The following is an 18380-nucleotide window of genomic DNA, read 5'->3' as shown; positions in this document are numbered from 1 at the left end:
CGAAGGGGCCGGTACAGCCACTACAAGTCCTCAATCAGCCCTCGCTCCCTCAGTCCTCGCATCGCCCCCTCCATTGTCCGCATCCCGTCCGCACCACCCGCCTGCATCACCGAACACAACTGCGCCATTCGCCCTTCCCGAACCAGGTTACGCACCGCTGGCGTCACCACCAGCACTTCCCGCGCAGCAACCCGCCCTCCGCCCGCGCGCCTGACCAGCACCTGCGCTACCACCAGGCGCAACGACTCGGCCAGCATCGCCCGCACCAACGGCTTCTCTTCGGCAGCGAACACCTCCACCAACCGGTCAACACTGCTCACCGCCGAACGGGTATGCACGGTCGCCAGTACCAGGTGCCCGGTCTCAGCCGCACGCAAGGCCAGGCGAATGGTTTCCAGGTCGCGCAGCTCACCGATCATGATCACATCCGGGTCCTGGCGCAGGGCACTGCGCAGCCCCTGGGCAAACCCACCGCAATGGCGGCCGACCTCACGCTGGTTGACCAGGCTGCGCTGGCTGCTGTGGATAACTTCGACAGGGTCCTCAAGGGTGATGATATGCAGAGCACGATCGCGGTTCAGCTGGTCGAGCAGTGCCGCCAAGGTGCTGGACTTGCCACAGCCGGTCGGCCCACCGACGAGGATCAAGCCATCTCGGCACTGCGCAACAGCTTGAAACACATCGACCAGGTCGAGTTCATCGAGCGTGGCTATATGCCCCGGGATCAGGCGAAAGGTGGCCGCAGGGCCGTGCAACTGGCGAAACAGATTCAGCCGAAAGCGCCCTAGCGCCGGCAATTCCAGCGCCAGGTCCAGCTCATCACCCTGGGCCCACTGTCGGCGCTGGTCTTCATCCAGCATGGGTGCCATGCCCTTGGTCAAGGTCGCCGGGCCCAAGGTCGGCAGGGCCATGCGCTGCAGCTCGCCATCCAGGCGCAACATCGGTAACTGGCCCGCCGCCAGGTGCAGGTCGGAAGCCCCCGCATCCACGGCCCGGGCCAACAGGTCGGTCACATCCATGAGACTCCCCAAAGGCCTTCAAGTAGGTAGAATGCCGCAAACCCTCCAGCCGCCGGCATCAGTCCATGTCCACCCTAGCAGACAACCTTTCCGCTATTTCCGCCCGTATCGCCAGCGCTGCCCAGGCTGCCGGGCGTGATCCGGCCAGCGTCCAGTTGCTGGCCGTGAGCAAGACCAAGCCAGCCAGCGCCATCCGCGAAATCCACGCCGCCGGCGTATGCGATTTCGGGGAAAACTACCTACAGGAAGCGCTGACAAAGCAGCAGGCACTCGGCGACCTGCCCTTGATCTGGCACTTCATCGGCCCCATCCAGTCGAACAAGACCAAAGCCATCGCCGAGCATTTCGACTGGGTACATTCCGTGGACCGCCTGAAAATCGCCCAACGCCTCTCGGAGCAGCGCCCGGCCGGTCTGCCACCACTGAACATCTGCCTGCAGGTGAACGTCAGCGGCGAAGACAGCAAATCCGGCTGCACCCCTGCCGACCTGCCGGCCCTGGCCAAAGCGGTAGCCGCACTGCCCAACCTTCGCCTGCGCGGACTGATGGCCATTCCCGAACCCACTGATGACCGCGCCGCCCAGGAAGCCGCCTTCGCCACCCTGCGCCAGTTGCAGGAAGGCCTCGGCCTTGGTCTGGACACCCTGTCCATGGGCATGAGCCACGATCTGGAGGCGGCCATTGCACAGGGTGCGACCTGGGTGCGTATCGGTACCGCCCTGTTCGGTGCCCGCGATTACGGGCAGCCCTGATTCCATGCTTTACTCACTCTTTCCTACAAGGACCTGACATGAGCAAGACTCGTATTGCCTTTATCGGCGCCGGCAACATGGCCGCCAGCCTGATCGGTGGTCTGCGTGCCCAGGGCCTGGACGCCTCGCAGATCCGCGCCAGCGACCCGGGCGCCGAGACCCGCAGCCGCATCCAGGCCGAGCACGGCATCGAAACCTTCGAGAACAACGCCCAGGCCATCGATGGCGCCGACGTCATCGTGCTGGCGGTCAAGCCGCAGGTCATGAAAGCCGTATGCCAGTCCCTGCAACCGAACCTGCAGGAAGGCCAGCTGATCGTTTCCATTGCCGCCGGCATCACCTGCGCCAGCCTGCAAAGCTGGGTCGGCGCTCGCCCGGTGGTTCGCTGCATGCCCAACACCCCGGCACTGCTGCGACAGGGCGTCAGCGGCCTGTACGCCACCGCGGAAGTATCCAGCGAACAACGCCAGCAGGCCGAGCAACTGCTGTCGGCCGTGGGCACCGCCCTGTGGCTCGAGCAGGAGCAGCAACTGGACGCCGTGACGGCAGTCTCCGGCAGCGGCCCGGCGTACTTCTTTCTGCTGATCGAAGCCATGACCGCGGCAGGCGAAAAGCTTGGCCTGCCACGTGAAACTGCCTCCCAGCTGACCCTGCAGACTGCCTTGGGCGCCGCACGCATGGCGGTTGCCAGCGATGTCGATGCTGCCGAACTGCGCCGCCGAGTCACCTCGCCTGCAGGCACTACCGAAGCGGCGATCAAGTCGTTCCAGGCCAGCGGCTTCGAAGCCATCGTCGAACAGGCGCTGCAGGCTGCGGCTACACGTTCCGCCGAGCTGGCCGAACAACTGGGCAAATAAGGAGCTTCAGATGAATGCACTGTCCGGCGCCGCGATCTTCGTGGTGCAAACCCTGGTCAGCCTGTACCTGGTGATCGTCCTGCTGCGCTTTGTCCTGCAGCTGGTCAAGGCCAACTTCTACAACCCGCTGTGCCAGTTCGCCGTGCGCGCCACACAGCCGCTGCTCAAGCCGATTCGCCGAGTCATCCCCAGCGTTGGTGGGCTGGATACCTCGTCGCTGCTGTTGTCGGTGGTCATCCAGGCGCTGCTGATGGCTTTCGTGCTGATGGTCACCTACGGGACCTTCGGTGACATCCTGCACCTGCTGATGTGGGCCATCATCGGTATCACCTCGCTGTTCCTGAAGATTTTCTGGGTCGCGATGATCATCATGGTGATCGTGTCCTGGGTTGCTCCCAACAGCCACAACCCGGCGGCTGAGCTGGCCTACCAGATCAGTGAACCGGTGCTGGCACCGTTCCGCCGCATCGTGCCCAACCTGGGCGGCATGGACATCTCGCCGATCTTCGCCTTCCTCGCGATCCAGGTAATCCAGTCGTTCGTCATGCCGCCGCTGGCCGCCTACGCCGGCATGCCACAAGAGCTATGGCGGATGATCTGAGCCCCAGCTGACTCTGGTTGCTTCCAGCGACAAGCCTCTGCTTGCCGCTGGGGGTAGCGCTCTTTAGACTTACGCCTCCGTCAAGCGTGAGCAGGGTCGATGTCCACTGTCTTTCCCGAAGATTCCGTCGGTCTGGTAGTACCGCAAACCGCCCGGTTCGATGAACCGCTGGCCCTGGCCTGCGGTCGCTCCCTGGCCAGTTACGAACTGGTCTACGAGACCTATGGCACCCTGAACGCCAGCGCAAGCAACGCCGTGCTGATCTGCCATGCCCTCTCCGGCCACCACCATGCCGCTGGCTACCATGCCGCCACCGACCGCAAGCCGGGCTGGTGGGACAGCTGTATCGGCCCTGGCAAGCCGATCGACACCAACCGCTTCTTCGTGGTCAGCCTGAACAACCTGGGCGGCTGCAACGGCAGCACCGGCCCCAGCAGCATCAACCCGGCCACCGGCAAGCCCTACGGCGCCGACTTCCCGGTGCTGACCGTAGAAGACTGGGTACACAGCCAGGTGCGCCTGGCCGAGCGCCTGGGCATCCAGCAGTGGGCCGCCGTGGTCGGTGGCAGCCTGGGTGGCATGCAGGCGCTGCAGTGGACCATCAGCTACCCCGAGCGTGTGCGCCATTGCGTCGACATCGCCTCGGCTCCCAAGCTGTCGGCACAGAACATCGCTTTCAATGAAGTGGCACGCCAGGCCATCCTCACCGACCCCGAATTCCACGGCGGTTCATTCCAGGACCAGGGCGTGATCCCCAAGCGTGGCCTGATGCTGGCGCGCATGGTCGGCCACATCACCTACCTGTCGGATGACTCGATGGGTGAAAAATTCGGCCGCGAGCTGAAGAGCGACAAGCTCAACTACGACTTCCACAGCGTCGAATTCCAGGTCGAGAGCTACCTGCGCTACCAGGGCGAGGAGTTTTCCGGGCGCTTCGACGCCAACACCTACCTGCTGATGACCAAGGCGCTGGACTACTTCGACCCCGCCGCCGCCCAGGGCGGCGACCTGGCAGCCACCCTGGCCCACGTCAAGGCGGATTACTGCATCATGTCGTTCACCACCGACTGGCGCTTCTCCCCGGCCCGTTCGCGCGAGATCGTCGACGCCCTGATGGCCGCGCGCAAGAATGTCTGCTACCTGGAGATCGACTCGCCTTACGGGCACGATGCCTTCCTGATCCCCACGCCTCGCTACATGCAGGGTTTCTCGAACTACATGAACCGCATTGCCATCTGAGGACAGCATGAGAGCCGATCTGGAAATCATCCACGACTGGATCCCCGCCGGCAGCCGGGTACTCGACCTGGGTTGCGGCAGCGGCGAACTGCTGGCCTCGCTGCGCGACCGCAAGCAGGTCACCGGCTATGGCCTGGAGATCGACGCCGACAACATCGCGGCCTGTGTGGCCAAGGGCGTCAACGTCATCGAGCAGGACCTGGACAAGGGCCTGGGCAACTTCGCCAGCAACAGTTTCGACGTGGTGATCATGACCCAGGCCCTGCAGGCCGTGGAGTACCCCGACCGCATCCTCGACGAGATGCTGCGCGTGGGCCGCCAGTGCATCATCACCTTCCCCAACTTCGGCCACTGGCGTTGCCGCTGGTACCTGGCGACCAAAGGCCGCATGCCGGTTTCGGACTTCATGCCGTACACCTGGTACAACACGCCGAACATCCACTTCTGCACCTTTGCCGACTTCGAAGAGCTGTGCCACGAGCGCCGCGCCAAGGTGCTAGACCGCCTGGCGGTCGACCACTTGCACCGCAACGGGTGGGGTGGCCGGCTTTGGCCTAATCTTCTAGGTGAGATCGGCATCTACCGTGTCAGCAGCCCGGGCCTGCAAGAACATCAGCTCGCGGTCTGACGCCCACCGGAGGAATCACCCCATGCGTCGCCTAGCCCTGTTCCTGATCAGCCTGTGCCTGGCCCTGCCGGTACTGGCTGCCGATGCTGCCCGTCCCGAGCGCAAGGAAGTGTTTGGCGACGTGACGGTGCACTACAGCGCGTTCACCTCGAGCATGCTGACACCGGAGGTGGCCGCAGCCACCGGCCTGGTACGCAGCAAGAACCAGGGCGTACTCAACATCGCCGTGCTCAAGGCCAACAAACCCGCCATGGCGGTGGTCAGCGGCACGGTCAAGGACCTGACCGGGCGCAGCAGCCCGCTGTCGTTCAAGCAGATCACCGAACAGGGCGCGGTGTACTACATCGCCCAGTTCAAGATCGACCAGCCAGAAACCGTCACCTTCGACCTGAATATCGAAACCGGCGGTATCAGCAACTCCCTCAGTTTCAACCAGGAAGTGTTCCCAGGCGAATGATGAATTTCCAGCAACTCGTATTGGCCAGCCACAACGCCGGCAAACTCAAGGAACTCCAGGCCATGCTCGGCGCGTCCGTGCAACTGCGCTCGATCGGCGAGTTCAGCCAGGTCGAGCCGGAAGAAACCGGCCTGTCGTTCGTCGAGAATGCCATCCTCAAGGCGCGCAACGCCGCACGCATTTCCGGCCTGCCGGCCCTGGCCGACGATTCTGGCCTGGCGGTGGACTTCCTCGGCGGCGCGCCGGGCATCTACTCGGCGCGCTATGCCGACGGCAAGGGTGATGCGGCGAACAATACCAAGCTGCTCGAAGCACTGAAAGACGTGCCTGAAGCCGAGCGCGGTGCTCAGTTCGTCTGCGTCCTGGCACTGGTGCGCCATGCTGACGACCCGCTGCCGATCCTGTGCGAAGGCCTGTGGCACGGGCGCATCATGTTCGAGGCCAGTGGCGAGCACGGCTTTGGCTACGACCCGCTGTTCTGGGTACCGGAGCGCAGCTGCTCCAGCGCCGACCTGGCCCCTGTGGACAAGAACCAGCTCAGCCACCGCGCCCGCGCCATGGCCCTGCTGCGCCAACGTCTGGGCCTGGCATGATCGAAACGCTGTCCAACCCCGGCGCGGCGGGTTTCACCAGCCTGCCGCCGCTGGCGCTGTACATCCACATCCCGTGGTGCGTACGCAAATGCCCTTACTGCGACTTCAACTCCCACGCTGCCGGGCCTGAACTGCCGGAAGATGCCTACGTCGCCGCCCTGCTGACCGACCTCGACCAGGAGCTGGCTGCCGTGCAAGGCCGGCCGATCAGCTCGATCTTCTTCGGCGGCGGTACCCCCAGCCTGTTCAGTGCCGACGCCCTTGGCCGGCTGCTGCGTGGCGTGGAACAACGTATCCCGTTTGCGCCGGACATCGAAATCACCCTGGAGGCCAACCCGGGCACGTTCGAGCAGGACAAGTTCAAGGCCTACCGGCAAACCGGTATCAATCGTCTGTCCATCGGTGTGCAGAGCTTCCAGCCAGCCAAACTGCAGGCGCTGGGGCGTATCCACAATGGCGATGAAGCGGTCCGCGCCGCCGGCATGGCGCGCGCCGCCGGCTTCGACAACTTCAACATGGACCTGATGCACGGCCTGCCCGACCAGTCGCTCGACGACGCGCTGGGCGACCTGCGCCAGGCCATCGACCTGGGGCCGACGCACCTGTCGTGGTACCAGCTGACCGTGGAGCCGAACACGGTGTTCTGGAACCAGCCGCCCGAGCTGCCCGAGGACGACATCCTCTGGGATATCCAGGAGGCCGGCCAGGCACTGATGGCCGAACACGGCTTCCGCCAGTACGAAGTCTCGGCCTATGCCCAAGCGGGGCGCGCTGCCCGGCACAACCTCAACTACTGGCGCTTTGGCGACTTCATCGGCATCGGCGCTGGTGCCCACGGCAAGCTGACCTTCGCCGACGGGCGCATCCTGCGCACCTGGAAAACTCGCCTGCCCAAGGACTACCTGAACCTGGCCAAGCCGTTCAAGGCCGGCGAAAAGCTGCTGCCAGTCGACGAGCTGCCGTTCGAGTTCCTGATGAATGCCCTGCGCCTGACCGATGGGGTGGAAGCCGAACTGTTCACCCAACGCACCGGTTTGCCGCTGGCACAACTGCGCGAGGCACGCCGCGCGGCCGAACAAAAGGGCCTTTTGCAGGTCGAACCGGATCGACTGGTGGCCACGCCGAGGGGCCAGTTGTTCCTCAATGACCTGCTGCAGTATTTCTTGACCTAAGGATGACCCATGGATCTGGTACTTGATCTGCTCGCGACGGTTTCTCGCTGGAGCCGCAGCAACCTGTCGGAGATTTCACTGGCCTTGGTAGGCTGCCTGCTGGTGCTGTTCGGCACCGATATCAAGGGCTGGGTGGAACAACGCCTGGGCGGCCTGGCGGGCGCCCTGCGCGTACCGTTCATGGCCTTGCTGGTGATGATCGGCAGCGGTGCGGCGCTGATCTATGCCACGCCTTGGGTGGTGAAAGGGCTGAGCCAGTTCAACAACTACGCGCTGGCGCCGGTGTTGCTGGTGGTACTGGTGCTGATCGGGGTGGTGGCTGATCGACGGGGCTGAGCCACGGCCTTGCACTGAACCCTTGCAGGAGCAACTGTCTTGCTCAAAATTTAAATGCGCATGCGGTCACTGTGGGAGCGGGCATGCCCGCGAACACCGGCAAAGCCGGTGCCATCCACCGCGTCGCCTGTTTCGCGGGCACGCCCGCTCCCACAAAGTCCCGAACGGTCTTGAGCACAGTCATAAAAAAACCGCCCTTCTCAAGGCGGTTTTTTTTCGCCTGCATTTCTGCAGGCATCGGCATATCGAAAGGCCGTATCAGCCGGTCAATCCACCTTCTCGAACTTCAAATCCCAAACCCCGTGCCCCAGCCGCTCGCCACGGCGTTCGAACTTGGTGATCGGGCGTTCTTCCGGGCGTGGCACGTAAGTACCGTCGGCCGCACGGTTGCGATAGCCCGGGGCAGCGCTCATCACTTCCAGCATGTACTCCGCATACGGTTCCCAGTCGGTGGCCATGTGGAACACGCCACCTGGCTTGAGCTTGCGCCGTACCAGTTCGGCGAACTCCAGCTGGACGATGCGGCGCTTGTGGTGGCGCGCCTTGTGCCATGGGTCGGGGAAGAACAGCATCAGGCGGTCGAGGCTGTTGTCCGCCACGCAGCGGTTCAGCACTTCGATGGCATCGCAGTCATATACCCGCAGGTTCTTCAGGCCCTGGGTCAGCACGCCGTTGAGCAGCGCACCAACACCCGGGCGGTGTACTTCCACACCGATGAAGTCCTGTTCAGGCGCGGCAGCAGCCATTTCCAGCAGGGAATGGCCCATGCCGAAGCCGATCTCCAGAGTGCGCGGCGCCGAGCGGTCAAACACCTGGTCGTAGTCCACCGGGCTGTCGGCCAGCGGCAGGATGTACAGCGGGCCGCCCTGCTCCAGGCCACGTTGCTGGCCTTCGGTCATGCGCCCGGCGCGCATCACGAAACTCTTGATGCGGCGGTGCGGGCGGGCTTCGCCGTCGGGGGTGATCGGCGTATCGTGCGATTCAGTCATCAGGGGCTCTTACTTGATCAGACCATCCAGCGGCGAAGAGGCGCTGGCATAGAGTTTCTTCGGCATACGGCCGGCCAGGTAGGCCATGCGACCGGCGACGATGGCGTGCTTCATGGCCTCGGCCATCAGCACCGGCTGCTGGGCGTGGGCGATGGCCGAGTTCATCAGCACAGCTTCGCAGCCCATTTCCATGGCGATGGTGGCGTCGGACGCAGTACCCACACCAGCATCCACCAGCACCGGCACCTTGGACTCTTCCAGGATGATCTGCAGGTTGTAGGGGTTGCAGATACCCAGGCCGGTACCGATCAGGCCAGCCAGCGGCATGACCGCAATGCAGCCGACTTCGGCCAACTGGCGGGCGATGATCGGATCATCGCTGGTGTAGACCATCACATCGAAACCGTCTTTGACCAACACTTCGGCGGCCTTGAGGGTTTCGATCACATTGGGGAACAGGGTTTTCTGGTCGGCCAGTACTTCCAGCTTGACCAGGTTGTGGCCATCCAGCAGTTCGCGGGCCAGGCGGCAGGTGCGCACGGCTTCGACCGCGTCGTAGCAGCCAGCAGTGTTCGGCAGGATGGTATAGCGGTCCGGAGGCAGCACATCGAGCAGGTTCGGCTCGCCCGGGTTCTGGCCAATGTTGGTGCGGCGCACGGCTACGGTGACGATCTCGGCACCCGAGGCTTCGATGGCCAGGCGGGTTTCTTCCATGTCACGGTACTTGCCGGTACCGACCAGCAGGCGCGACTGGAAAGTACGCCCGGCCAGGGTGAAGGGCTTGTCGCTACGAACGTTGCTCATGGTTGTTCCTCGGGAAAAGGTTGCTGGGCTTGCAGGTGAATCGCCGGCCAGAATCAGCCGCCACCGATGGCGTGGACCACTTCGACCTGATCGCCGTCGTTCAACAGCGTGCTGTCGTGCTGGCTACGCGGCACGATATCCAGGTTCAGTTCCACCGCGACGCGGCGCCCGGTCAGCTCCAGGCGGGCCAGCAGGGCCGCGACACTTTCGCCAGCGGGCAATTCGTAAGGTTCACCGTTCAGTTGAATGCGCATGCGCACGGCCACCATTGTTCTTTGGGGGCCCGCATTCTAGCGCTGAACCGCCCTGCAACCCAAGGGCGCTGCACACCATTAGTCGTGATTGTGGACCACCCGGTCAACCGAGCCGCCAGGCTGCCAGGCCCAGGCACAGCCAGCCGGCGAGGAAGCACAGGCCACCAATCGGGGTGATGATGCCGAGCTTGCCCAGGCCGCTGAGGGTCAGCAGGTACAGGCTACCGGAGAACAGCACTATCCCCACGGCAAACAGGCCGCCAGCCCAGCCGACCAGGCGCCCTGACAGGTGCACCGAGAGCACGGCGACAGCGAAGAGGGCCAGGGTATGTATCAACTGGTAGGTCACACCAGTCTGGAAGATAGCCAGGTAGTCGGCCGTCAGCCGGCTTTTCAGGCCGTGGGCGGCGAAAGCGCCCAGGGCGACACCGGTGAAGCCGAAAAAGGCGGCAAGCATCAGGAAGCTGCGAAGCATGGGACGACTCCTTGGATCGGGTCTGTATAATGGCCCCTTCCACCCGTACGGCCAAGCCATCGCCATGCTGCCAACCCTTCTCCGCCGCCTCTCTCGCGCCCTGCTCTGGTTCGCTGCCGGCAGCATTGTGCTGGTACTGGTGTTCCGCTGGGTCCCACCACCCGGTACGGCGCTGATGGTGGAGCGCAAGGTGCAGTCCTGGGTGAATGGCGAGCCGATCGACCTGCAGCGCGACTGGGAGCCGTGGGAGAACATCTCCGACGACCTCAAGGTTGCGGTCATTGCCGGCGAGGACCAGAAGTTCGCCAACCACTGGGGCTTCGACATCCCAGCCATCCAGGCAGCGCTGGCCTACAACGAGCGCGGCGGCAGCATTCGCGGTGCCAGCACCCTGACCCAGCAGGTGGCCAAGAACCTGTTCCTGTGGTCCGGGCGCAGCTGGTTCCGCAAAGGCCTGGAGGCCTGGTTCACCGCGTTGATCGAGCTGTTCTGGTCGAAGGAGCGGATTCTCGAGGTCTACCTGAACAGTGCCGAATGGGGCAAAGGTGTGTTTGGCGCCCAGGCGGCAGCGCGCTACCACTTTGGCGTCGATGCCAGCCGGCTTAGCCGCCAGCAGGCGGCGCAGCTGGCGGCGGTGCTGCCGAGCCCGATCAAGTGGAGCGCCAGCCGGCCGAGCGCCTATGTGGCCAGCCGTGCCGGCTGGATTCGCCGGCAGATGAGCCAGTTGGGTGGGCCCAGCTACCTGATGCAGCTCGACACTTCGCGCAAACTTTGAATTTGCTGCCGGTTCTTCTGGCCTCTTCGCAGCACAAGGCTGCTCCTACAAGTACCCTCCGAGCTGGCGCTGTACCTGTAGGAGCAGCCTTGTGCTGCGAAAAGACCCGCAAAGCCAGCACAAATAGAAAAGCCGCTCACCCTACGCGGGCCAGCGGCTTTTCCTTGGAGCCAGGGCTCGATCAGGCCGCGATCAGCGCCTTGACCTTGTTCATCGCATTCTTCTCCAACTGGCGAATCCGCTCAGCCGAAACGCTGTACTTGTCCGCCAGCTCATGCAACGTGGCCTTCTCTTCCGCCAACCAGCGCTGGTAGAGAATGTCGCGGCTACGCTCGTCCAGCCCTTGCAATGCTTCGTGCAGGTTGCTGGTGGAGTTGTCGCTCCAGTCGGCATCCTCCAGCTGCACCGCCGGGTCATAACGGTGGTCTTCCAGGTAATGCGCAGGCGACTGGAAGGCACTGTCGTCGTCAGCTTCCGCTGCCGGGTCGAAGGCCATGTCCTGGCCGCTGAGGCGGCTTTCCATCTCGCGCACTTCACGCGGCTCCACGCCCAGGCTTTCCGCCACGCGGTGCACTTCGTCGTTGTTCAGCCAGGCCAGACGCTTCTTCTGGCTGCGCAGGTTGAAGAACAGCTTGCGCTGGGCCTTGGTGGTGGCCACCTTGACGATGCGCCAGTTGCGCAGGATGAACTCGTGGATCTCTGCCTTGATCCAGTGCACGGCGAACGACACCAGGCGCACGCCCATTTCCGGGTTGAAGCGCTTGACGGCTTTCATCAGGCCGACGTTGCCTTCCTGGATCAGGTCGGCCTGGGCCAGCCCGTAACCGGCATAGCTACGGGCGATATGTACGACGAAACGCAGGTGGGCCATCACCATTTGACGAGCGGCCTCGACATCCTGCTCATAATAGAGACGCTCGCCCAGATCACGCTCCTGCTCGACAGTCAGCAGCGGGATGCTGTTGACCGTGTGCACGTAGGCTTCCAGGTTTGCACCAGGTACCAGGGCATAGGCAGGTTGCAACGATGTGGTCATTCAAGAACCTCCGACTTACAGAACTCGCGCCTTGTGGGCGCTGCCAACATTGACCTGGAACGACGGTACAAGTTCCATGGTGAATAATTTGTCAATGCTGGCACGTAAAAACTATCGCGGCGCCAGCTCGTTCAGATGGCGGGCCACTGCGATCCATGCACCGATATACCCCAACAGCACCGCTCCGATCAAGAGCGACAGACCATCGGACGCCGGCACCCCACCCAGGGCGAAGTCGCTGCCGTACAGCCCGGAAAGCCCTACCACCGCCTCGTTCAGCCAGTTCAGGCCAAACGCCAGGATGCCCCATGCGATCACCCCTGCACCCAGGCCATACAGCGCGCCCATGTACAGGAAAGGCCGGCGTACGTAGGCATCCGTGCCACCGACCAGCTTGATCACTTCGATCTCGGTACGGCGGTTTTCAATATGTAGACGAATTGTGTTACCGATTACTAACAACAGGGCAGAAATCAGCATCACGGCCAGGCCGAAGACGAAGCGGTCACCCAGCTTGAGGATGGCCGCCAGGCGCTCGACCCATACCAGGTCGAGTTGCGCCACTTCCACCCGCGGCAGCTCCGACAGGCGCTGACGCAAGGCTTCCAGGGCCGGCTTGTCGACTTCGGTCGGGGTCACCACCACTACGCCGGGCAGCGGGTTGTCAGGCAGTTCACGCAGGGCTTCGCCCAGGCCAGACTGTTGCTGGAACTCCTCCAGCGCCTGCTCGCGGCTGACATACTGAGCGTCGGCCACGCCGGGCATGCCCTTGATCTCGTCGCGCAGCGCCTCGCCTTCGCGGCTACCGGCATCGAGCTTGAGGTATAGCGAGATCTGTGCGGCGCGCTGCCACGAGCCGCCAAGCTTCTCGACGTTCTTCAGCAGCAATGACAGGCCCATGGGCATGCTCAGCGCCACCGCCATCACCAGGCAGGTGAAGAAGCTGCCGATCGGCTGCTTGCCCAGCCGGCGCAGGCTGTCGGCCATGCTGGCACGGTGGCTTTCCAGCCAGGCATGCAGCAGCGTGCGGAAATCCGGGCCGTCATCGTCGTCGTGCTTTTTCTTCGCCGGTTGCGGGTCGGCCGGCTTCGGCGCAACCCGCTCGGAAACCTTCGGCGTACGTGTAGTGCTCATTGCCCGGCCTCCCCATCGCCGATCAAGCGGCCGCGCTGCAAGGTCAGCATGCGGTGGCGCATGCGCGCAATCAGTGCCAGGTCGTGGCTGGCGATCAATACCGTGGTACCCAGGCGGTTGATGTCCTCGAACACCCCCATGATCTCCGCGGCCAGGCGCGGGTCGAGGTTACCGGTGGGTTCGTCGGCCAGCAGCAGGGCTGGCTGGTGAACAATGGCGCGGGCGATGCCTACCCGTTGCTGCTGCCCGGTGGACAGGTCGGCCGGGAACAGCTCGCCCTTGTCGGCCAGCGACACTCGCTCCAGCGCCGAGTCCACGCGCTTGGCGACCTCGGCCTTGGACAGGCCGAGAATCTGCAGCGGCAAGGCGATGTTGTTGAACACCGTGCGGTCGAACAACAGCTGGTGGTTCTGGAACACCACGCCGATCTGCCGACGCAGGAACGGGATCTGCGAGTTGCTGATCTGGCCCAGGTCCTGCCCGGCCAGCATCAGCTTGCCGCTGGTCGGGCGCTCCATGGCCAGCAGCAGGCGCAGCAAGGTGCTCTTGCCCGCGCCCGAGTGGCCGGTGACGAACAGGAATTCGCCCCGGCGCGCCCGGAAACTCAGCTCATGCAAACCCACATGACCATTGGGATAGCGCTTGGCAACCTGTTCGAATCGGATCATGTTCAGTCTCGCTCGGCGAACAGAGCCTTGACGAACGGCTCGGCTTCGAAGGTACGCAGGTCGTCGATGCCTTCACCGACACCGATGAAGCGGATCGGCAGCTTGAACTGCTTGGCCAGGGCGAAGATCACCCCGCCCTTGGCAGTGCCGTCCAGCTTGGTCAGGGCCAGGCCGGTCAGTTCGACGCTCTGGTTGAAGTACTTGGCCTGGCTGATGGCGTTCTGGCCGGTGCCCGCATCGAGTACCAGCAGCACCTCGTGCGGCGCCTCGGCGTCGAGCTTTCCGATGACCCGGCGGACCTTCTTCAGCTCTTCCATCAGGTTGTCTTTGGTGTGCAGGCGGCCAGCGGTGTCGGCGATCAGCACGTCGACGCCACGGGCCTTGGCGGCCTGTACGGCATCGAAGATCACCGAAGCGGAGTCGGCGCCGGTGTGCTGGGCGATCACCGGGATCTGGTTACGCTCGCCCCACACCTGCAGTTGCTCGACCGCAGCAGCACGGAAGGTGTCGCCAGCAGCCAGCATCACTTTCTTGCCTTCGAGCTGCAGCTTCTTGGCCAGTTTGCCGATGGTGGTGGTCTTGCCGGCGCCGTTCACACCGACCACCAGGATCACATAGGGCTTGTTCTGCGCCTGCACCACCAGCGGCTGCTCGACCGGGCGCAGCAGCGCAGCCAGTTCTTCCTGCAGCGACTTGTACAGAGCATCGGCGTCGGCCAGCTGCTTGCGGGCAACCTTCTGGGTCAGGTTCTGGACGATGGTGGAAGTGGCTTCCACGCCAACGTCGGCGGTCAGCAGTCGGGTTTCGATTTCGTCAAGCAGGTCGTCATCGATGACTTTCTTGCCCAGGAACAGGCTGGCCATGCCCTCGCCGATGCTGGCGCTGGTCTTCGACAGGCCCTGCTTGAGGCGGGCGAAGAAGCCGGGCTTGGCCTGTTCGGCCTGCACGGCGACCGGGGCTGCAGTCACAGGGGCAGCAGGCTCTGGTGCAGGGCGTTCCGGGATGGCGGGCGGCGCTTTCGGCTCCAGATCCGGCACCAGGGCCACGGGCTCTTCAGCAACCGGCAGCACCAGGTTGCTGACCGGCGCGGCCGGTTCGACGACCGGGGCCGCCTGCAAGGGCATCGACGCGACCGGCTGCGGTGCAGGTGCCACCAGCGGCTGGGAAGCGACCGGCTCGGGTTCAGGGGCCTGCAACGGCTGGGAAGCAACCGGTTCGGGGACAGGGGCCTCGACCACTGGGGATTGGACGGGTGCGGCGACCTGCTGCGGTTCTGTCAGCTGTGGGGCCGCAGGGGCCTGAACGGGTTCAGGGGCCTGTGGCGCTTCGGCGGTAGCCCCTTCGACCGGAGCGGCTGCAGGCTGCTCGACGGCTGGGGGTTCATTCGCGGGCACGCCCGTTGCCACAGGTTGCTGCGGCTTCTTGCGAAACCAGCTGAACAGGCCTTTCTTCTCACCAGCCTCGGCTGGCGCTTTTTTGTCGTCGTTGGAACCAAACATGGAAGACGGCTATCTCAGGGTAGCGATGGGCCAGCTATGGCGCATCGGGAATTCTCTCTACGCAGAACAGACTATCTTGAAGCCGGCTGGTTCATGCGCAACGTTTTGTCTTAGTGTCCTGCGGGCCAGAACGGCGACAGGCATGGTCGCCAGGCAACCGGATCAGTATCCTAGCACCTCCTGGCCCGCCGACGCTAAACCAGCGGGCCGCCGAACAGGTTAAACACCGTATGAATGCTCTAGCCCGCCGCGCCGCTGGCCTGTTGCTCGGCACGCTCTGCCTGCCGCTCGCGGCCTTCGCCGCCGATGTGCAACCCACCCATGAATTCATCCTCGACAACGGCCTGAAAGTAGTCGTGCGCGAGGACCATCGCGCCCCGGTGGTGGTCTCGCAGATCTGGTACAAGGTTGGCTCCAGCTACGAAACCCCTGGCCAGACCGGCCTGTCACACGCGCTGGAACACATGATGTTCAAGGGCAGCGCCAAGGTCGGCCCCGGCGAGGCCTCGCGCATCCTGCGTGACATTGGCGCCGAAGAAAACGCCTTCACCAGCGACGACTACACCGCCTATTACCAGGTGCTGGCCCGCGACCGCCTGCCGGTGGCCCTGGAGCTGGAGGCCGACCGCCTGGCCAGCCTGCGCCTGCCCGCTGACGAATTCAGCCGCGAAATCGAGGTGATCAAGGAAGAACGCCGCCTGCGCACCGACGACCAGCCCAACTCCAAGGCGTTCGAGCTGTTCCGCGCCATGGCCTACCCGGCCAGCGGCTACCATACCCCGACCATCGGCTGGATGGCCGACCTGGAGCGCATGAAGGTCGAGGAACTGCGCCACTGGTACGAATCCTGGTACGCCCCCAACAACGCCACCCTGGTGGTGGTCGGCGATGTCACCGTCGATGAGGTCAAGGGCCTGGCGCAGAAGTACTTCGGCAGCATCCCCAAACGCGCCGTGCCACCGGCCAAGTTGCCGCTCGAGCTGGTCCAACCAGGCCAGCGCCAGCTGACGCTGCACGTGCGCACCCAGTTGCCGAGCCTGATCTACGGTTTCAACGTACCTGGCCTGCCCACCGCCAAGGATCCGCGTACGGTGCATGCCCTGCGCCTGATCTCGGCATTGCTCGACGGCGGCTACAGCGCCCGCATGCCGGCACGCCTGGAACGCGGCCAGGAACTGGTGGCCGGCGCTTCGTCCAGCTACAACGCCTTCACCCGCGGCGACAGCCTGTTCCTGATCTCGGCCACGCCGAACGTGCAGAAGCAAAAAACCCTCGCCGATGTCGAGAAAGGCATCTGGCAGCTGCTTGATGAGCTCAAGACCACCCCGCCCAGCGCCGAAGAGCTGGAGCGCGTACGCGCCCAGGTCATTGCCGGCCTGGTCTACGACCGCGACTCCATCAGCAGCCAGGCCACTACCATCGGCCAGCTGGAAACCGTCGGCCTGTCGTGGAAGCTGATCGACAGCGAGCTGGATGAGCTCAAGCGCGTTACTCCGCAGGATATCCAGAACGCCGCGCGTACCTACTTCACCCGCGAACGCCTGAGCGTTGCCCATGTACTGCCCGAGGAGTCCGCTCATGAGTAATCGCCGCGTACCACGCCCAACCCTGCTGACCACGGGCATCCGCGCCCTGGCGCTGGCGGCGGTGCTGGCCGCCCCGGCCATGGCTGACAATGCCGCCAAAGCCGACAGCAACGCGGCACGCCCGGCCAATACCTTGCAGTCACTGGCCGAACTGGATGGCAAGGCGCCCAGCCGGCGCCAGTTGAACATACAGCACTGGAACACTGCAGAAGGCGCCCGCGTGCTGTTCGTCGAGGCCCGCGAACTGCCGATGTTCGACCTGCGCATCACCTTCGCCGCCGGCAGCAGCCAGGATGGCGGCACGCCAGGCCTGGCCGCCCTGACCAACGCCATGCTCAACGAAGGCGTGGCCGGCAAGGATGTGACTGCCATCGCCGAAGGCTTCGAGGGCCTGGGCGCCGACTTTGGCAACGGCTCCTACCGCGATATGGCCGTGGCTTCGCTGCGCAGCCTCAGCGCCAAGGACAAGCGTGAACCGGCGCTCAAGCTGTTCACCGAAGTGACTGGCAAGCCGACCTTCCCTGAAGACGCCCTCAAGCGCATCAAGAACCAGATGCTCGCCGGCTTCGAATACGAGAAGCAAAATCCCGGCAAGGTCGCCAGCAAGGCATTGTTCGCCAATCTCTACGGCGACCACCCCTACGCTCACCCGAGCGACGGCACCGCCGAGAGCATCAATGCCATCAGCCTGGCACAGCTGCGCGCTTTCCATGCCAAGGCCTACACCGGCGGCAACGCAGTCATTGCCCTGGTCGGCGACCTCAGCCGTAGCGAGGCCGAAAGCATCGCCGCCCAGGTATCCGCCGGCCTGCCCAAGGGCCCGGCACTGGCAGCACCGGCCCAACCTGCTGAAACCTACCCGAGCCTCAACCACATCGATTTTCCGTCCACGCAGACACACCTTATGCTCGCCGCCCTGGGTATCGACCGCCAGGATCCGGACTGGCCAGCGCTATCGCTGGGCAACCAGATTCTCGGTGGGGGTTCCTTCGGTACCCGATTGATGAGCGAGGTGCGCGAGAAGCGCGGCCTGACCTACGGCGTGTACTCGGTATTCAGCCCGATGCAGGTGCGTGGCCCGTTCATGATCAACCTGCAAACCCGTGCCGAGCTCAGCGAAGGTACGCTCAAGCTGGTACAGAGCATTCTCGCTGATTACCTCAAGACCGGCCCCACCCAGCAGGAACTGGACGACGCCAAGCGCGAGTTGGCTGGGAGTTTCCCACTGTCCAATGCAAGCAATGCGAGTATCGTCGGCCAACTGGGCGCCATCGGTTTCTACAATCTGCCGCTGACCTGGCTGGAGGACTTCATGCAGCAGTCCCAGGCACTCACCGTCGAGCAGGTCAAAGCAGCCATGAACAAACACCTGTCAGCGGATAAACTGGTGATGGTTACCGTGGGCCCGAAAGTGCCACAGAAACCGCTGCCTGCCCCCACTGACAAGCCCTCCGAGCAGCCGCTCGGGGTACCGGAGCACTAATGCCAAGATCCACCCCTCCCGCC

At 64.0% G+C, this 18380-nt stretch carries 21 protein-coding genes; 12 read left to right on the top strand and 9 right to left on the bottom strand.

The features are described 5' to 3' along the window. Positions 1 to 20 precede the first annotated feature (20 nt). Positions 21 to 1019 (bottom strand): type IV pilus twitching motility protein PilT, encoded by a 999-nt coding sequence (locus tag CAG18_RS10540; protein ID WP_085720863.1) that lies wholly within the window; start codon positions 1017 to 1019, stop codon positions 21 to 23. A gap of 65 nt (positions 1020 to 1084) precedes the next feature. Here CAG18_RS10540 and CAG18_RS10535 point away from each other — a divergent pair, with 65 nt between their 5' ends. The 9 genes from CAG18_RS10535 to CAG18_RS10495 all read left to right on the top strand — a co-directional run bounded on the left by CAG18_RS10535 (position 1085) and on the right by CAG18_RS10495 (position 7654). Beyond that, a complete protein-coding gene (locus CAG18_RS10535) occupies positions 1085 to 1771 on the top strand; it encodes a YggS family pyridoxal phosphate-dependent enzyme (protein ID WP_013974617.1) in 687 nt (228 codons plus the stop codon). Positions 1772 to 1809: 38 nt separating this feature from the next. Then, a complete protein-coding gene (gene proC / locus CAG18_RS10530; RefSeq protein WP_015272148.1) occupies positions 1810 to 2628 on the top strand; it encodes a pyrroline-5-carboxylate reductase in 819 nt (272 codons plus the stop codon). 10 nt (positions 2629 to 2638) lie between these two features. Next, entirely contained in the window at positions 2639 to 3229 is a 591-nt protein-coding gene (locus CAG18_RS10525; RefSeq protein ID WP_085720862.1) for a YggT family protein, read from the top strand. 99 nt (positions 3230 to 3328) lie between these two features. Continuing rightward, the gene (locus tag CAG18_RS10520; protein WP_013974620.1) at positions 3329 to 4468 is read left to right on the top strand and encodes a homoserine O-acetyltransferase; all 1140 of its coding nucleotides are present in this window, start codon (positions 3329 to 3331) and stop codon (positions 4466 to 4468) included. A 7-nt stretch (positions 4469 to 4475) separates the two neighbouring features. Continuing rightward, a complete protein-coding gene (gene metW / locus CAG18_RS10515; protein ID WP_015272149.1) occupies positions 4476 to 5096 on the top strand; it encodes a methionine biosynthesis protein MetW in 621 nt (206 codons plus the stop codon). A 22-nt stretch (positions 5097 to 5118) separates the two neighbouring features. Further along, positions 5119 to 5553, top strand: a complete 435-nt coding sequence (locus CAG18_RS10510) for a DUF4426 domain-containing protein (protein ID WP_013974622.1) — start codon at positions 5119 to 5121, stop codon at positions 5551 to 5553. Beyond that, on the top strand, positions 5550 to 6146 hold the full coding sequence (gene rdgB / locus CAG18_RS10505) for an RdgB/HAM1 family non-canonical purine NTP pyrophosphatase (protein ID WP_015272150.1): 597 nt from the start codon (positions 5550 to 5552) through the stop codon (positions 6144 to 6146). Before CAG18_RS10510 ends, rdgB begins: the two co-directional genes overlap by 4 nt. Beyond that, positions 6143 to 7318, top strand: coding sequence for a radical SAM family heme chaperone HemW (gene hemW / locus CAG18_RS10500; protein WP_085587715.1), 1176 nt, complete (start codon positions 6143 to 6145; stop codon positions 7316 to 7318). Before rdgB ends, hemW begins: the two co-directional genes overlap by 4 nt. A 9-nt stretch (positions 7319 to 7327) precedes the next feature. After that, entirely contained in the window at positions 7328 to 7654 is a 327-nt protein-coding gene (locus tag CAG18_RS10495) for a DUF3392 domain-containing protein (RefSeq protein WP_003257821.1), read from the top strand. Positions 7655 to 7920: 266 nt separating this feature from the next. Here CAG18_RS10495 and trmB read toward each other — a convergent pair whose 3' ends face one another. The 4 genes from trmB to CAG18_RS10470 all read right to left on the bottom strand — a co-directional run bounded on the left by trmB (position 7921) and on the right by CAG18_RS10470 (position 10176). Beyond that, a complete protein-coding gene (gene trmB, locus CAG18_RS10485; RefSeq protein WP_085720861.1) occupies positions 7921 to 8643 on the bottom strand; it encodes a tRNA (guanosine(46)-N7)-methyltransferase TrmB in 723 nt (240 codons plus the stop codon). Between the two features lie 9 nt (positions 8644 to 8652). Continuing rightward, positions 8653 to 9447, bottom strand: a complete 795-nt coding sequence (locus tag CAG18_RS10480) for a thiazole synthase (protein ID WP_015272152.1) — start codon at positions 9445 to 9447, stop codon at positions 8653 to 8655. A 53-nt stretch (positions 9448 to 9500) separates the two neighbouring features. Then, complete coding sequence (thiS, locus tag CAG18_RS10475) at positions 9501 to 9701, bottom strand: sulfur carrier protein ThiS (protein ID WP_003257817.1); 201 nt, start codon at positions 9699 to 9701, stop codon at positions 9501 to 9503. A gap of 103 nt (positions 9702 to 9804) precedes the next feature. Continuing rightward, positions 9805 to 10176 carry a DUF423 domain-containing protein gene (locus CAG18_RS10470; RefSeq protein WP_085720860.1) on the bottom strand — a complete coding sequence of 124 codons (372 nt, stop codon included), beginning with the start codon at positions 10174 to 10176 and terminating at the stop codon, positions 9805 to 9807. Between the two features lie 64 nt (positions 10177 to 10240). Here CAG18_RS10470 and mtgA point away from each other — a divergent pair, with 64 nt between their 5' ends. Next, the gene (gene mtgA / locus CAG18_RS10465; protein ID WP_015272154.1) at positions 10241 to 10951 is read left to right on the top strand and encodes a monofunctional biosynthetic peptidoglycan transglycosylase; all 711 of its coding nucleotides are present in this window, start codon (positions 10241 to 10243) and stop codon (positions 10949 to 10951) included. Positions 10952 to 11132: 181 nt separating this feature from the next. Here the strand turns inward: mtgA and rpoH are convergent, their stop codons facing one another. The 4 genes from rpoH to ftsY all read right to left on the bottom strand — a co-directional run bounded on the left by rpoH (position 11133) and on the right by ftsY (position 15288). Further along, positions 11133 to 11987: an RNA polymerase sigma factor RpoH gene (rpoH, locus tag CAG18_RS10460; protein ID WP_003249083.1), complete on the bottom strand. Its 855-nt coding sequence runs from the start codon at positions 11985 to 11987 to the stop codon at positions 11133 to 11135. 111 nt (positions 11988 to 12098) lie between these two features. Beyond that, positions 12099 to 13121, bottom strand: a complete 1023-nt coding sequence (gene ftsX / locus CAG18_RS10455) for a permease-like cell division protein FtsX (RefSeq protein WP_013974629.1) — start codon at positions 13119 to 13121, stop codon at positions 12099 to 12101. Beyond that, on the bottom strand, positions 13118 to 13789 hold the full coding sequence (ftsE, locus tag CAG18_RS10450) for a cell division ATP-binding protein FtsE (protein ID WP_013974630.1): 672 nt from the start codon (positions 13787 to 13789) through the stop codon (positions 13118 to 13120). Before ftsE ends, ftsX begins: the two co-directional genes overlap by 4 nt. Positions 13790 to 13791: 2 nt before the next feature. Further along, positions 13792 to 15288, bottom strand: a complete 1497-nt coding sequence (gene ftsY, locus CAG18_RS10445) for a signal recognition particle-docking protein FtsY (RefSeq protein WP_085720859.1) — start codon at positions 15286 to 15288, stop codon at positions 13792 to 13794. Positions 15289 to 15518: 230 nt separating this feature from the next. On the opposite strand from ftsY, the gene CAG18_RS10435 reads away from it, so the two are divergent. Further along, positions 15519 to 16874 carry a pitrilysin family protein gene (locus tag CAG18_RS10435; RefSeq protein ID WP_015272157.1) on the top strand — a complete coding sequence of 452 codons (1356 nt, stop codon included), beginning with the start codon at positions 15519 to 15521 and terminating at the stop codon, positions 16872 to 16874. Continuing rightward, entirely contained in the window at positions 16867 to 18357 is a 1491-nt protein-coding gene (locus CAG18_RS10430; protein ID WP_085720858.1) for a pitrilysin family protein, read from the top strand. Before CAG18_RS10435 ends, CAG18_RS10430 begins: the two co-directional genes overlap by 8 nt. Positions 18358 to 18380: the final 23 nt, after the last annotated feature.

Origin of the sequence: Pseudomonas sp. B22(2017), from assembly GCF_002113105.1 — a bacterium.
GTDB lineage: Bacteria > Pseudomonadota > Gammaproteobacteria > Pseudomonadales > Pseudomonadaceae > Aquipseudomonas > Aquipseudomonas asiatica.
The sequence above is the reverse complement of the archived record's forward strand: the minus strand, read 5'-3'. Positions and strand labels throughout refer to the sequence as shown.

Excerpts from the sequence above, each read along its gene's own strand:
- mtgA (WP_015272154.1), top strand. The coding sequence starts at position 10,241 with ATGCTGCCAACCCTTCTCCGCCGCCTCTCTCGCGCCCTGCTCTGGTTC.
- CAG18_RS10430 (WP_085720858.1), top strand. The coding sequence starts at position 16,867 with ATGAGTAATCGCCGCGTACCACGCCCAACCCTGCTGACCACGGGCATC.
- CAG18_RS10525 (WP_085720862.1), top strand. The coding sequence starts at position 2,639 with ATGAATGCACTGTCCGGCGCCGCGATCTTCGTGGTGCAAACCCTGGTC.
- CAG18_RS10435 (WP_015272157.1), top strand. The coding sequence starts at position 15,519 with ATGAATGCTCTAGCCCGCCGCGCCGCTGGCCTGTTGCTCGGCACGCTC.
- rpoH (WP_003249083.1), bottom strand. The coding sequence starts at position 11,987 with ATGACCACATCGTTGCAACCTGCCTATGCCCTGGTACCTGGTGCAAAC.
- ftsE (WP_013974630.1), bottom strand. The coding sequence starts at position 13,789 with ATGATCCGATTCGAACAGGTTGCCAAGCGCTATCCCAATGGTCATGTG.
- CAG18_RS10480 (WP_015272152.1), bottom strand. The coding sequence starts at position 9,447 with ATGAGCAACGTTCGTAGCGACAAGCCCTTCACCCTGGCCGGGCGTACT.
- proC (WP_015272148.1), top strand. The coding sequence starts at position 1,810 with ATGAGCAAGACTCGTATTGCCTTTATCGGCGCCGGCAACATGGCCGCC.
- metW (WP_015272149.1), top strand. The coding sequence starts at position 4,476 with ATGAGAGCCGATCTGGAAATCATCCACGACTGGATCCCCGCCGGCAGC.
- thiS (WP_003257817.1), bottom strand. The coding sequence starts at position 9,701 with ATGCGCATTCAACTGAACGGTGAACCTTACGAATTGCCCGCTGGCGAA.
- CAG18_RS10510 (WP_013974622.1), top strand. The coding sequence starts at position 5,119 with ATGCGTCGCCTAGCCCTGTTCCTGATCAGCCTGTGCCTGGCCCTGCCG.
- ftsX (WP_013974629.1), bottom strand. The coding sequence starts at position 13,121 with ATGAGCACTACACGTACGCCGAAGGTTTCCGAGCGGGTTGCGCCGAAG.
- CAG18_RS10535 (WP_013974617.1), top strand. The coding sequence starts at position 1,085 with ATGTCCACCCTAGCAGACAACCTTTCCGCTATTTCCGCCCGTATCGCC.
- trmB (WP_085720861.1), bottom strand. The coding sequence starts at position 8,643 with ATGACTGAATCGCACGATACGCCGATCACCCCCGACGGCGAAGCCCGC.
- rdgB (WP_015272150.1), top strand. The coding sequence starts at position 5,550 with ATGATGAATTTCCAGCAACTCGTATTGGCCAGCCACAACGCCGGCAAA.
- CAG18_RS10540 (WP_085720863.1), bottom strand. The coding sequence starts at position 1,019 with ATGGATGTGACCGACCTGTTGGCCCGGGCCGTGGATGCGGGGGCTTCC.
- CAG18_RS10470 (WP_085720860.1), bottom strand. The coding sequence starts at position 10,176 with ATGCTTCGCAGCTTCCTGATGCTTGCCGCCTTTTTCGGCTTCACCGGT.
- CAG18_RS10495 (WP_003257821.1), top strand. The coding sequence starts at position 7,328 with ATGGATCTGGTACTTGATCTGCTCGCGACGGTTTCTCGCTGGAGCCGC.
- hemW (WP_085587715.1), top strand. The coding sequence starts at position 6,143 with ATGATCGAAACGCTGTCCAACCCCGGCGCGGCGGGTTTCACCAGCCTG.
- ftsY (WP_085720859.1), bottom strand. The coding sequence starts at position 15,288 with ATGTTTGGTTCCAACGACGACAAAAAAGCGCCAGCCGAGGCTGGTGAG.
- CAG18_RS10520 (WP_013974620.1), top strand. The coding sequence starts at position 3,329 with ATGTCCACTGTCTTTCCCGAAGATTCCGTCGGTCTGGTAGTACCGCAA.